At 72.5% G+C, this 13,466-nt stretch carries 12 protein-coding genes; 6 read left to right on the top strand and 6 right to left on the bottom strand.

Translation table 11 applies throughout. The features are described 5' to 3' along the window. Positions 1-195: 195 nt before the first annotated feature. The 6 genes from tkt to pgl are packed head-to-tail and all read left to right on the top strand — an operon-like array spanning position 196 to position 8,581. Positions 196-2,433, top strand: a complete 2,238-nt coding sequence (gene tkt, locus ABIB53_RS10415; RefSeq protein WP_240341680.1) for a transketolase — start codon at positions 196-198, stop codon at positions 2,431-2,433. 5 nt (positions 2,434-2,438) lie between these two features. Next, positions 2,439-3,566 (top strand): transaldolase, encoded by a 1,128-nt coding sequence (gene tal, locus ABIB53_RS10420; protein ID WP_354588105.1) that lies wholly within the window; start codon positions 2,439-2,441, stop codon positions 3,564-3,566. Then, on the top strand, positions 3,563-5,179 hold the full coding sequence (locus ABIB53_RS10425; protein WP_354588106.1) for a glucose-6-phosphate isomerase: 1,617 nt from the start codon (positions 3,563-3,565) through the stop codon (positions 5,177-5,179). The genes tal and ABIB53_RS10425 overlap by 4 nt, the downstream gene beginning before the upstream one ends. Further along, positions 5,176-6,717 (top strand): glucose-6-phosphate dehydrogenase, encoded by a 1,542-nt coding sequence (gene zwf, locus ABIB53_RS10430; protein WP_354588107.1) that lies wholly within the window; start codon positions 5,176-5,178, stop codon positions 6,715-6,717. The genes ABIB53_RS10425 and zwf overlap by 4 nt, the downstream gene beginning before the upstream one ends. Beyond that, the gene (gene opcA, locus ABIB53_RS10435; RefSeq protein ID WP_123091703.1) at positions 6,714-7,841 is read left to right on the top strand and encodes a glucose-6-phosphate dehydrogenase assembly protein OpcA; all 1,128 of its coding nucleotides are present in this window, start codon (positions 6,714-6,716) and stop codon (positions 7,839-7,841) included. The genes zwf and opcA overlap by 4 nt, the downstream gene beginning before the upstream one ends. Further along, entirely contained in the window at positions 7,838-8,581 is a 744-nt protein-coding gene (pgl, locus tag ABIB53_RS10440) for a 6-phosphogluconolactonase (protein WP_354588108.1), read from the top strand. The genes opcA and pgl overlap by 4 nt, the downstream gene beginning before the upstream one ends. A gap of 12 nt (positions 8,582-8,593) precedes the next feature. On the opposite strand, the gene ABIB53_RS10445 is transcribed toward pgl, so the two are convergent. The 6 genes from ABIB53_RS10445 to whiA form a co-directional block, all read right to left on the bottom strand. Continuing rightward, on the bottom strand, positions 8,594-8,947 hold the full coding sequence (locus ABIB53_RS10445; RefSeq protein ID WP_083968861.1) for an RNA polymerase-binding protein RbpA: 354 nt from the start codon (positions 8,945-8,947) through the stop codon (positions 8,594-8,596). 10 nt (positions 8,948-8,957) lie between these two features. Continuing rightward, entirely contained in the window at positions 8,958-9,203 is a 246-nt protein-coding gene (gene secG, locus ABIB53_RS10450) for a preprotein translocase subunit SecG (RefSeq protein ID WP_123091700.1), read from the bottom strand. A gap of 65 nt (positions 9,204-9,268) precedes the next feature. Then, positions 9,269-10,060 (bottom strand): triose-phosphate isomerase, encoded by a 792-nt coding sequence (tpiA, locus tag ABIB53_RS10455; protein ID WP_354588109.1) that lies wholly within the window; start codon positions 10,058-10,060, stop codon positions 9,269-9,271. Further along, positions 10,057-11,271 (bottom strand): phosphoglycerate kinase, encoded by a 1,215-nt coding sequence (locus ABIB53_RS10460; protein ID WP_354588110.1) that lies wholly within the window; start codon positions 11,269-11,271, stop codon positions 10,057-10,059. The genes tpiA and ABIB53_RS10460 overlap by 4 nt, the downstream gene beginning before the upstream one ends. A gap of 30 nt (positions 11,272-11,301) precedes the next feature. Further along, positions 11,302-12,309, bottom strand: a complete 1,008-nt coding sequence (gene gap, locus ABIB53_RS10465) for a type I glyceraldehyde-3-phosphate dehydrogenase (RefSeq protein WP_068276008.1) — start codon at positions 12,307-12,309, stop codon at positions 11,302-11,304. Positions 12,310-12,482: 173 nt separating this feature from the next. Further along, positions 12,483-13,463: a DNA-binding protein WhiA gene (gene whiA, locus ABIB53_RS10470; RefSeq protein ID WP_068276011.1), complete on the bottom strand. Its 981-nt coding sequence runs from the start codon at positions 13,461-13,463 to the stop codon at positions 12,483-12,485. Positions 13,464-13,466 lie beyond the last annotated feature (3 nt).

The raw sequence follows: 13,466 nt of genomic DNA on the forward strand, positions 1-13,466 counted from the left end.
CCCGTGCGTCGGGCTCGAGACCGCCGGGTCGACGACGAGACGACGGGGAACGGCCCTGGACGGCACGTGCGACCTGTGTCACCACCCGGTCTAGGCTGGATCAGGTCTGGCAGCCCCCCGAGAGAGAAGGCATCCTTGACCCCCTCGCAGACCGCGAAGAAGGCGGCGAAGAAGACCACGACGAAGGTCACGAGCGTGAGCAGGCGCAGCCCGGAGCTGAAGAAGCCCGTCGCGCGCACGGCCGGCTGGGACGACCTCGACATCGCCGCGGTCGACACCGCGCGCCTGCTCGCCGCCGACGCCGTCCAGCACAAGGGCGACGGCCACCCCGGCACCGCGATGAGCCTGGCCCCCGTCGCCTACCTGCTCTACCAGCAGGTCATGCGCCACGACCCCGCCGACCCGGCGTGGCTCGGCCGTGACCGCTTCGTCCTGTCGTGCGGCCACTCCTCGCTCACGCAGTACGTCCAGCTCTACCTCAGCGGGTACGGCCTCGAGCTCGACGACCTCAGGGCGCTGCGCACCTGGGGCAGCCAGACCCCGGGCCACCCCGAGGTCCACCACACGAAGGGCGTCGAGGTGACGACCGGCCCGCTCGGCTCCGGTCTGGCCACCGCCGTCGGCATGGCGATGGCGCAGCGCCGCCAGCGCGGCCTGCTCGACCCCGACGCGAAGGCGGGCGAGTCCCCCTTCGACCACCACATCTGGGTCATCGCCTCCGACGGCGACATCATGGAGGGCGTGGCGTCCGAGGCGAGCTCGCTCGCCGGCCACCAGGAGCTCGGCAACCTCACGGTGATCTACGACAACAACCAGATCTCCATCGAGGACGACACCGACATCTCCTTCAGCGAGGACGTGCCGAAGCGCTACGAGGCCTACGGCTGGGAGACGGTGACCGTCGACTGGCGCAAGGACGGCGACGGGGCGGCCTACGTCGAGGACGTCGACGCCCTGCTCAAGGCGCTGGAGAAGTCGCGCCGCTCGCGCCGGCCCACGCTCGTCGAGCTGCGCACGATCATCGCGTGGCCGGCCCCCGGCAAGCAGGACACGGGCTCGGCCCACGGCTCGGCGCTCGGCGCCGACGAGGTCGCGGCGACCAAGGAGGTCCTCGGCTTCGACCCGGCGAAGTCCTTCGCCGTCGACCGCTCCGTCATCGCCCACGCCCGCAAGGTCGGGGCGCGCGGCAAGGCGGCGCACAAGGAGTGGGACAAGACGTACGCCGCGTGGCGCAAGGCCCAGCCCGAGCGCGCCGAGCTGCTCGACCGCCTCGTCGCCCACGAGCTGCCCAAGGGGCTGCGCCGTGCGCTGCCGACCTTCCCCGCCGACAGCGAGAAGGGCATGGCCACGCGCGCCGCGTCCGGCAAGGTGCTCACCGCCCTCGCCGACCTCGTGCCCGAGCTGTGGGGCGGCTCCGCCGACCTCGCCGGCAGCAACAACACGACGATGGACGGCCAGCCCTCCTTCGTCCCCAAGAGCAAGCAGACCGACATGTGGTCCGGCGGGCCCTACGGCCGCACGCTGCACTTCGGCATCCGTGAGAACGGCATGGGCATGATCCTCAACGGGATCGCGCTCGAGGGGCTCACCCGCCCCTACGGCGGCACCTTCCTCGTCTTCAGCGACTACATGCGCCCCGCCGTGCGGCTCGCGGCCCTGCAGCAGCTGCCCGTGACCTTCGTGTGGACGCACGACTCCATCGGCCTCGGCGAGGACGGCCCGACCCACCAGCCGATCGAGCACCTCGCGACGCTGCGCGCCATGCCCGGCCTCGACGTCGTGCGCCCCGCCGACGCCAACGAGACCGCGGTCGTGTGGGGCCAGGTCCTCGAGAACGACCGGACCGCGGCCCTCGCGCTCTCGCGCCAGAACCTCCCGGTCCTCGACCGGGAGCGCTACGGCAAGGCCGCCGGCGCCGCGAAGGGTGCCTACGTCCTGTCCGAGGCGAAGGGGGGCACCCCCGAGGTCATCATCATCGCCACCGGCTCCGAGGTCTCCATCGCCCTGGAGGCCCAGGAGAAGCTCGAGCGCTCGGGCACCGCGACCCGGGTCGTGTCGATGCCCTGCCGCGAGTGGTTCGAGCGGCAGTCCCGTCGCTACCGCGACGAGGTCCTCCCCCCGGCCGTCACCGCGCGCGTCAGCGTCGAGGCGTCGGTCGCCATGGGCTGGCACGACCTCGTCGGCGACTCCGGCCGCTGCGTGAGCATCGAGCACTTCGGCGCGAGCGCCGACTACCAGACCCTGTACGAGAAGTTCGGCTTCACGCCGGCCGCGGTCGTCAAGGCCGCGAAGGACTCCCTCAAGGCGTCCCGCAACCGGGCCGTCGTCCCCGACCTCGACGCCACCGCGCCCCGGCGCGACGTCGAGACCGGCACGGACGTCGGCACCCCGGAGCCGGCGAGCACCAAGGCCGACGTCGAGAGCGGAAAGTGAGCGACATGAGCACCTCCAGCAAGCCCGCACCCATCCAGGACCTCGAGGAGGTCGGCGTCAGCGTCTGGCTCGACGACCTCTCGCGCGAGCGGCTGCGCTCGGGCAACCTCGTCGAGCTCGTCGAGACCAAGGGCATCGTCGGCGTGACGACGAACCCCTCGATCTTCCAGGCCGCGCTCGCCCAGGGCGACGCCTACGACGAGCAGCTGCGCGAGCTCGCCGCGTCCGGCACGGACGTCGACGACGCGGTCTTCGCGCTGACGACCGACGACGTGCGCGAGGCGTGCGACGTCTTCCGCCCGATCTACGAGGCCACCGAAGGCGTCGACGGCCGGGTCTCGATCGAGGTCGACCCCCGCGCGGCGCGCGACACGGCGCGCACGGTCGAGCTCGCCCAGGCGCTGTCCGACACCGTCGACCGCCCGCAGGTCTTCATCAAGATCCCGGCGACCCAGGAGGGCCTGTCGGCGATCACCGACACCCTCGGCGCGGGGATCAGCGTCAACGTCACCCTGATCTTCAGCCTCGAGCGCTACCGCGCGGTGATGAACGCCTACCTCGAGGGCCTCGAGAAGGCCCTCGCGGCCGGCGAGGACATCTCGACGATCCACTCGGTCGCCTCCTTCTTCGTGTCCCGCGTCGACAGCGAGATCGACGCGCGCCTGGAGAAGATCGGCACCGACGAGGCCCTCGCCCTAAGGGGCAAGGCCGGCGTCGCCAACGCCCGTCTGGCCTACCAGGCCTACGAGGAGGTCTTCTCGACGCCGCGCTGGGAGCGTCTCGAGGCCGAGGGAGGACGCAAGCAGCGCCCGCTGTGGGCGTCGACGGGTGTGAAGAATCCCGACTACAGCGACACGCTGTACGTCGTCGACCTCGCCGCCCCGAACACCGTCAACACCATGCCGGAGAAGACCCTCGACGCGGTCCTCGACCACGGCGAGGTCCGCGGCGACCAGGTGAGCGGCACCTACGAGGAGGCGCAGCAGGTCCTCGACCGGCTCGCCGAGCTCGGCGTGGGCTACACCGAGGTCACCGACCAGCTCGAGCGCGAGGGCGTCGAGAAGTTCGAGGCGTCCTGGGCCGAGCTGCTCGACGGCGTGCGCACCGAGCTCGACAAGGCCGGCGAGAAGTGAGCAGCCTGTCCGTCTCCGCCGCGGGCGCGGCGGCGCAGGCGATCGCCTCCGCCGTGCCCGCCCTCGTCGAGGAGCGCTTCGCGAGCCGGCTCTTCGCGCAGGACGCGACCCTGTGGGGCGCCGAGGCCGAGGACGAGGCGTCCAAGCGCCTGTCCTGGGTGGGCCTGGCCCGCTCCTCGCGCCCCCTCGTCGGCGAGATCGCCGCGCTGCGCGACGAGCTGCGCGCCGACGGCGTCGACCGGGTCGTCCTGTGCGGCATGGGCGGCAGCTCGCTGGCGCCCGAGGTCATCTGCGCCACCGCGGGCGTCCCGCTCGTCGTCCTCGACTCCAGCCACCCCGACGTCGTGCGGGCCGCCGTGACCGACCTCGAGCGCACGGTCGTCGTCGTCTCGAGCAAGTCCGGCTCCACCGTCGAGACCGACAGCCAGCGCCGGGTCTTCGAGCAGGCCTTCGCCGACGCCGGCATCGACGCGGCGCGTCGCATCGTCGTCGTCACCGACCCGGGCAGCCCGCTCGAGCAGGAGGCTCGCGACGCGGGCTACCGCGTCGTCTCGGCCGACCCGCAGGTCGGCGGGCGCTACTCGGCGCTGACCGCCTTCGGCCTCGTGCCCTCCGGTCTGGCCGGAGCCGACGTCGAGGAGCTCCTCGACGACGCCGAGTCGGTGACCGACCTGCTCGCCGAGGACGACGAGGCCAACCCCGGCCTGCGCCTCGGCGCGGCGATGGCCGCCACCGACCCGCTGCGCGACAAGCTCTACCTCCTCGAGCACGGCACTCAGGCCGCCGGCTTCGGCGACTGGGCCGAGCAGCTCATCGCGGAGTCCACCGGCAAGCAGGGGCGCGGGATCCTGCCCGTCGTCCTGCCCTCGCCCGGTGACCGTGCCCTGCCGGACGACGCGACGCTCGTGCGCCTCGTCGGCACCGACCACGAGGAGGAGCCGGACAGCTCCGCCCCGTCCGTCGTCGACGTCGGCGGGACCCTCGGCGCCCAGCTGCTCCTGTGGGAGGTCGCGACCGCGGCCGCCGGCCGTCTGCTGAGCATCAACCCCTTCGACCAGCCCGACGTCGAGTCCGCCAAGGCGGCCGCCCGCGGCCTGCTCGAGGCGAAGGGGGACGCCCCGACCTCCCCCGACGTCACCGACGGCGACGTCGAGGTGCGCGCCCTCGGCGGCGACTGGCTCGGCGACGCGAGCACGGTGAGCGACGCGGTCGACGCCCTGCTCGCCCAGCTCGACCCCGAGCACGGCTACGTCGCCGTCATGGCCTACCTCGACCGGGCGGAGCACGCCGGTCTCGCGCAGGTCGCGACGACCCTCGCCGAGCGCACGGGTCGTCCGACGACCTTCGGCTGGGGCCCGCGCTTCCTGCACTCGACGGGGCAGTACCACAAGGGCGGGCCCGCGACCGGGGTCTTCCTCCAGGTCACCGACACACCGCGCGAGGACCTGCCGGTCCCGGGCCGCGACTTCACCCTCGGCGAGTTCGTCGCCGCGCAGGCCGGGGGCGACGCCTCGGTCCTCGTCGACCACGGGCGTCCGGTCCTCGTCCTGCACCTCACCGGTGACGGCGGTATCGCCGCCGTGACCTCGGCCGTCTCGAAGGGCGACGCATGAAGCCGGCCAAGGTGACGGCGACGGACAACCCCCTTCGCGACCCACGGGACAAGCGGCTGCCGAAGATCGCCGGGCCGTGCAGCCTCGTGCTCTTCGGCGTCACGGGCGACCTCGCGCGCAAGAAGCTCCTGCCGGCGATCTACGACCTCGCCAACCGCGGTCTGCTGCCGCCCGGCTTCAGCCTCGTCGGCTTCGCCCGTCGCGACTGGGAGGACCAGGACTTCGGCAAGATCGTCCACGAGGCGGTGCGGGCCCACGCCCGCACCCCCTTCCGCGAGGAGGTGTGGCGGGCCCTGTCCGAGGGCTTCCGCTTCGTGCCGGGCGTCTTCGACGACGACGCGGCCTTCGATCTGCTCGCCGAGACCGTCCACGAGCTCGACGAGCAGCGGGGCACCGACGGCAACCACGCCTTCTACCTCTCGATCCCCCCGGGCTCCTTCTCGACGGTCTGCCAGCAGCTCGAGCGCAGCGGCCTGACACGTGGCGAGGGCGACTCCTGGCGTCGGGTCGTCATCGAGAAGCCCTTCGGGCACGACCTCAAGAGCGCGCGCGAGCTCAACGACATCGTCGAGTCGGTCTTCCCGGCCGACTCGACCTTCCGGATCGACCACTACCTCGGCAAGGAGACGGTCCAGAACCTCCTGGCGCTGCGCTTCGCGAACCAGATGTTCGAGCCGGTGTGGAACAGCCACTACGTCGACCACGTGCAGATCACCATGGCCGAGGACATCGGCATCGGTGGTCGCGCGGGGTACTACGACGGCATCGGCGCGGCCCGCGACGTCATCCAGAACCACCTGCTCCAGCTGCTCGCCCTCACCGCGATGGAGGAGCCGACGAGCTTCACCGCGGATGCGCTGCGGGCCGAGAAGGAGAAGATCCTCGCCGCGGTGCGCATCCCCAAGGACCTCGGCAAGCACACCGCCCGCGGGCAGTACGCCGAGGGCTGGCAGGGCGGCGAGCACGTCATCGGGTACCGCGACGAGGACGGGGTCGGCGAGTCCTCGACGACCGAGACCTACGCCGCGGTGCGCCTCGACATCGACACGCGTCGCTGGGCGAACGTGCCCTTCTACCTGCGCACGGGCAAGCGCCTGGGCAAGCGGGTGACGGAGATCGCCGTCGTCTTCAAGCGGGCGCCGCACCTGCCCTTCAACGACACCGAGACCGAGGAGCTGGGGCAGAACGCCGTCGTCATCCGGGTCCAGCCCGACGAGGGCATCACGATGCGCTTCGGGGCGAAGGTGCCCGGCAACCAGATGGAGGTGCGCGACGTCTCGATGGACTTCGGCTACGGGCGCGCCTTCACCGAGGTGAGCCCCGAGGCCTACGAGCGGCTCATCCTCGACGTGCTGCTCGGCGACCCCCCGCTCTTCCCCCGGCACGAGGAGGTCGAGCTGTCCTGGCAGATCCTCGACCCCATCGAGAAGTACTGGGCCAAGCAGCGCTCCATCGACCAGTACCCCGCGGGCACGTGGGGCCCGACGAGCGCTGACGCGATGATGCACCGTGACGGCCGCGAGTGGAGGATGCCGTGATCATCGACCTGCCGAGCACGACGACCCAGGCGATCTCGAAGAAGCTCGTCCGGCTGCGTCAGGACGTGGGGTCGATGGCGCTCTCGCGCGTCCTCACCCTCGTCGTCATCGCCGACGAGGCCGACATCGACGACGCCGTCGAGATCGCCAACGACGCGAGCCACCAGCATCCGTGCCGCATCGTCGCGGTTGCCTCGGGCAACACCCGCGGCAAGGCGCGCCTCGACGCGCAGATCCGTCTGGGCGGGGACGCCGGGGCCAGCGAGGTCGTCGTCCTGCGGCTCTACGGGCCGCTCGTCGCCCATGCCCGCAGCGTCGTCATCCCGCTGCTGCTGCCCGACTCCCCCGTCGTCGCGTGGTGGCCGAAGGACCCGCCGAAGTCACCCGCGCACGACCCTGTCGGCGCGATGGCCCAGCGGCGGATCACCGACGTGGCCCAGCTGGAGAGCATCGGGCCGGCTCTGAAGACCCTGGCCCGCTCCTACAGCCCCGGCGACACCGACCTCGCGTGGTCGCGCGTCACCCTGTGGCGAGGGCTGCTCGCCTCGGCGCTGGACCGGGCCCCCTTCGAGCCCGTGACGAGCGCGACGGTCACCGGTGCCGGCGACTCGCCCTCGACCGACCTGCTCGCGGGCTGGCTCCAGCACCGGCTGCGCTGCCCGGTGTCGGTCGTGCGATCGCGCGACCGCAGCGGGATCATCTCGGTACGCCTGGAGCGGCGCTCGGGGATCATCGACCTCGTGCGCCCTCAGGACGGCGAGACGGCGACGATGGACCAGACAGGGCAGCCGCAGCGCGCGATCGCCCTGGCCCACCGCAGCGACGCCGAGTGCCTCGCCGACGAGCTGCGGCGGCTCGACGCGGACGAGGTCTACGAGGACGCCCTCACCAAGGGCCTCCCCCTGGTGACGATGCGTCGTCTGACGATGACCGAGGCCGTGGCGAAGGGGGAGGTCCCCTCCCCCTCGTCGAGCCGCAAGACCCAGGAGCGCCTGGAGAAGCAGGCCCGGGCGACCCGCAGCTCGGCGATGGTCCAGGCCGAGCCCGAGAAGAAGTCGGCAGAGCCGGCAGCGGTGAAGCAGGCCGCACGCCGCAAGCTCGCGGACAAGAGCGAGGGCTCGTGAGCAGCGCGCCGGTCGAGGTCGTCGTCGAGCCCGGCAAGACCGAGCTCGCGGCGGCCGTCGGCCGGCGCCTGCGCGCGGTGGTCGAGGAGGCCACCGCCGCCGGGCGACCGGTCGAGATCGGTCTCACCGGGGGCTCGATGGGGGGCGCGAGCGTCGCGGCCCTCGTGGCGGAGCACGAGCGCGAGCCGCTCGACCTCTTCGCCGTCGGGCTGTGGTGGGGCGACGAGCGCTACCTCCCGTCCGGGGACCCCGAGCGCAATGACACCCAGGCCGACGAGGCCGGCCTGCCGCGGCTCGGGCTGCCGGACGATCGCGTCCATCGCGTGCCGGGGCCGGATGGCTCGGACGACGTCGAGGACGCCGCCGGCCGGTACGCCGAGGAGCTGCGCTCCGTCGGCCGAGGCGGCTTCGAGGTGCTCATGCTCGGGGTCGGCCCCGACGGGCACGTCGCCTCGCTCTTCCCCGGTCACCCGGCCCAGATGGCGCAGGACGCGATCACGGTCGCGGTGCACGACTCCCCCAAGCCGCCGCCGGAGCGGGTCTCGCTGACCTTCGAGGCGATGGAGCGCACCCGCGAGGTGTGGTTCGTCGTCGCGGGCGCGGACAAGGCTCAGGCCGTCCGCGACGGCCTCGACGGCGCCGGCCCCGACGTGTCCTCGGCGGCGCAGGTCCGCGGGACCGTCCGCACCGTGTGGTTCCTCGACGAGGACGCCGCGCAGGCAGCCGGCCTCAGCCGCTGACGCGGCGGGCGACTACTCGGTGCCGCGGCGGCGGCGCAGCTCGCCGAGACGCTCGGCGAGGATCTCCTCGCCCTCGCTGTCGCTGCGGCGCTCCTTGACGTACGCGAGGTGGGTCTTGTAGACCTCCGCGCGCGGCGGGGCAGGGGGGTTGTCCTTGTCCTGCCCGGCGGGCAGACCGCACCGGGTGCACTCCCACTGCTCGGGGATCTCGACCCCGGGCTCGAGGGCGAAGCTCGGGCGCACCTCGTGCCCCTTGCCGCACCAGTACGAGACGAAGGTCCGCGGGGCGCTCTCGCCCCGCTCGGCCTCGCCCATCGGTCCGGCGCCCACGCGGCTGCCCCGGATCGCGTTCCCTCCACCAGCCATGTGCTGCTCCTCAGACGTCGAAGCGGTCGATGACGCCGATGCCGACGACGGAGACGAACCACAGCAGCCCCACGACGACCGTGAAGCGCGTGAGGTTGCGCTCGGCCACCGACGAGCTGCCGAGGGACGCGGTCATGCCACCGCCGAACATGTCGGAGATGCCGCCGCCCTTGCCCTTGTGCATGAGGATGAGGAGGGTGAGGATCAGCCCGGTGATCACGAGGATCACCTGGAGGGCGATGCGTACTGCGTCCACGTCTGTCGGCCTTCGGGTCGGTCGTGCGGTCGGTCTGACACGGCAGGATACCTGCCCGCGCCGGATCAGGTGGTGAGGTGCGCCTGGTAGCGGCAGATGGCGGCGAACTCCTCGGCGTCGAGCGAGGCCCCCCCGACGAGCGCGCCGTCGACGTCGGCACCGGCCATGATCGCCGCGACGTTGCCGGACTTGACCGATCCGCCGTAGAGGACCCGGACCGCGTCGGCGACCTCGGGCGAGGCGATCTGCGCGAGCTCCTCGCGGATCGCGGCGCACACCTCCTGGGCGTCCTCGGGCGTGGCGACCTCGCCGGTGCCGATGGCCCACACGGGCTCGTAGGCGACGACGACGGTGGCCAGCTGCTCGGCGCTCAGGCCCGCGAGCGATCCGCGCACCTGCTCGACGACGTGCGAGACGTGCTCGCCGGCCTGGCGGACCTCGAGACCCTCGCCGACGCACACGACGGGGGTGAGCCCGTGACGGTAGGCCGCGGCGGCCTTCGCCGCGACGACCTCGTCGCTTTCGCCGTGGTGCTCACGTCGCTCGCTGTGGCCGACGACGACGTAGGTGCAACCGAGGCGCGCGAGGAAGGCGCCGGAGATCTCGCCGGTGTACGCGCCGCTGTCGTGCTGCGAGAGGTCCTGCGCGCCGTAGCGCAGGGCGAGCTTGTCGCCGTCGACGAGGGTCTGCACGGAGCGCAGGTCGGTGTAGGGCGGCACGACGACGACCTCGACGGCCGCGTGGTCGTGCTTGGCGTCGCGCAGCGTCCAGTCGAGCTTCTGCACGAGGTGCGCGGCCTGCATGTGGTCGAGGTTCATCTTCCAGTTGCCCGCCATGAGCGGGGTGCGGCTGGTCATCGCGTGCCCTCCTGGGTCTCGTGGACCTGCAGCCCCGGGAGCTCCTTGCCCTCGAGGTACTCCAGGGACGCGCCGCCCCCGGTGCTGATGTGCCCGAAGTCGGCGTCCTCGAAGCCGAGCTGACGGACCGCGGCGGCCGAGTCGCCACCGCCGACGACGGTGAGCGCGCCGGTCGCGGTGACGTCGACGAGCGCCTGGGCGACCGCCTTCGTCCCGGCGGCGTAGGGGGCCATCTCGAAGGCCCCCATCGGGCCGTTCCAGAAGACGGTGCGGCAGTCGGCCAGACGCGAGGCGAAGAGCTCGCCGGAGCGCGGGCCGATGTCCAGACCCATGCGGTCGGCGGGGATCGCGTCCGCGGCGACGACCTCGTGGTCGGCCTCCGCGGAGAACTCCGTGGCCGCGACGACGTCGACGGGCAGGACGATCTCGACCCCGTCGCGCTCGGCCCGCTCGAGGTACTCGCGGACCCGGTCGACCTGATCGGCCTCGAGCAGGCTCGTGCCGACCTCGTGGCCCTGGGCGGCGAGGAAGGTGAAGACCATCCCGCCGCCGACGAGCAGGCGGTCGGCGGTGCCGAGGAGGTTGTCGATGACGCCGAGCTTGTCGGAGACCTTCGCGCCGCCGAGGACGACCGCGTACGGCCGCTCGGGCTCGCTCGTCAGGCGGCGCAGCACGTCGACCTCGGTGCGCACGAGACCGCCGACGGCCGCCGGCAGGCGGGTCGCGACGTCGTAGACCGAGGCCTGCTTGCGGTGCACGACGCCGAAGCCGTCGCTGACGTAGGCGTCGGCGAGGGCGGCGAGCTCGTCGGCGAAGGCACCGCGCTCGCTCTCGTCCTTGCTCGTCTCGCCCGGGTTGAAGCGCAGGTTCTCCAGGACGGCGACGTCGCCGTCCTGGAGGTCCGCGACGACCCCCTTCGCCGACTCCCCCACCGTGTCGGTGGCGAAGGCGACGTCCTGGCCGAGCAGCTCGCCCAGGCGCTGCGCCACGGGGCGCAGCGAGTAGCGCTCCTCGGGAGCGCCCTTGGGCCGACCGAGGTGGGCGCACACGACGACGCGCGCACCCGCCTCGGTCAGCTCGCGGATCGTCGGCAGCGAGGCACGGATCCGTCCGTCGTCGGTGATGGTGCTCCCGTCGAGCGGGACGTTGAGGTCGGACCGCAGGAGCACGCGCTGGCCGCGCAGCGCTCCGAGGTCGGCGATGGTCTTCACGATCCGTGCGTCCTTGTCAGCCGAGGTGGGTCAGAGGCTCTGGCCGACGAGCAGGCAGAGGTCGGCAAGGCGGTTGGAGTAGCCCCACTCGTTGTCGTACCAGCCGACGACCTTGACCTGGTCGCCGATGACCTTGGTCAGGCCCGCGTCGAAGATGCAGCTCGCCGGGTCGGTCTCGATGTCCTTGGAGACGATCGGGTCCTCGGTGTAGACGAGACGGCCGGCCATCGGGCCGGACTCCGCGGCCTTGCGCACGATCTCGTTGACCTCCTCGACGGTCGTCTCGCGACCGGCGGTGAAGGTGAGGTCGGTGGCCGAGCCGGTGGGGACCGGCACGCGCAGGGCGTAGCCGTCGAGCTTGCCCTTGAGCTCGGGCAGGACGAGGGCGACGGCCTTGGCCGCACCGGTCGAGGTGGGGACGATGTTGAGCGCGGCGGCGCGGGCGCGACGCAGGTCGCTGTGCGGGGCGTCGTGGAGGCGCTGGTCACCGGTGTAGGCGTGGATGGTCGTCATGAGACCGCGCTCGATGCCCAGACCGTCGTTGAGCGCCTTGGCCATGGGGGCCAGGCAGTTCGTCGTGCACGACGCGTTGGAGATGATCGTGTGCTTCTGCGGGTCGTACAGGTCGTCGTTGACGCCCATGACGATGGTGATGTCCTCGTTCTTGGCCGGGGCCGAGATGATGACCTTCTTCGCACCGCCGTCGATGTGGGCCTTGGCCTTCGTCGCGTCGGTGAAGAAGCCGGTGGACTCGACGACGACGTCGACGCCCTCGCTCGCCCAGTCGATCTTCGCCGGGTCCTTCTCCTCGAAGATGCGGATGCGCTTGCCGCCGACGCTGATGGAGTCGTCGTCGTAGGTGACGTCCTGGCCGAGGCGACCGAGGATCGAGTCGTACTTCAGCAGGTGCGCGTGGGTCTTGTTGTCCATGAGGTCGTTCGCGGCGACGACCTCGATGTCGGCGCCGGACGCCAGCACGGCGCGGTAGAAGTTCTTGCCGATGCGGCCGAAGCCGTTGATCCCAACACGAACGGTCACGGTGATGCCTCTCAGGTGGTCGAGTCGGCCGCCTCAGCGCGGCCCAGGGTGCCCCTCCACCCTAGGGGGTCGGGGTGAGGTGCGTCGCACCGGTCGGCGATGCGGACGCCGGGTGGTCGGGAGGTGCTCGGCGGGTGGCCGACAGGGGGTGGGCAGGGGCGCGAAGGGGGGTGTCAGCCGTCGAGGAGGTCGGCCGAGAGCGAGGCCTCGGTGTCGGGGATCCCGAGCTCGGCGGCGCGCTTGTCGGCCATGGCGAGCAGACGGCGGATCCGGCCGGCGACGGCGTCCTTGGTCATCGGCGGGTCGGCGAGACGCCCGAGCTCCTCGAGCGAGGCCTGCTTGTGCTCGACGCGCAGCGAGCCGGCCTGCTCGAGGTGGTCGGGGATGTCCTCGCCGAGGATCTCCATCGCGCGCTGCACCCGTGCCCCGGCGGCGACGGCCGCCCGGGCGGAGCGTCGCAGGTTGGCGTCGTCGAAGTTGGCCAGCCGGTTGGCGGTCGCCCGGACCTCGCGGCGCATCCGCCGCTCCTCCCAGGCGAGGACGGCGTCGTGGGCCCCGAGGCGCACGAGGAGGGCGCTGATGGCGTCGCCGTCCCGGATGACGACGCGGTCGACACCGCGCACCTCACGCGCCTTGGCCGGCACGCCGAGGCGGCGGGCGGCCCCGACGAGGGCGAGGGCCGACTCGGGACCGGGGCAGGTGACCTCGAGGGAGGAGGACCGGCCGGGCTCGGTGAGGCTGCCGTGGGCGATGAAGGCGCCGCGCCAGGCGGCGACCGCGTCGCACTGCGAGCCGCCGACGACCTTGGGGGGCAGACCACGCACGGGCCGCCCGCGGCCGTCGACGAGACCGGTCTGGCGGGCGAGGGCCTCGCCCTCCCGGGCGACCCGCACGACGTAGCGGGTGCCGCGGCGCAGGCCGCCGGCGGCGAGGACGAGCAGCTCGGACTCGTGGCCGTAGACCTCGGCGATGTCGCGGCGCAGGCGACGCGCGGCGTGAGCGGTGTCCAGCTCGGCCTCGACGACGATCCGCCCGCCGACGATGTGCAGACCGCCCGCGAAGCGCAGCACCGAGGCGATCTCGGCCTTGCGGCAGCAGGTCTTCGTCACCTCGTGCCGGCTCAGCTCGTCCTTGACCCGTGCGGTCATCGCCATGCG

It is taken from the genome of Janibacter sp. UYMM211 (genome assembly GCF_040547045.1).
Taxonomy (GTDB): Bacteria; Actinomycetota; Actinomycetes; order Actinomycetales; family Dermatophilaceae; genus Marihabitans; species Marihabitans melonis.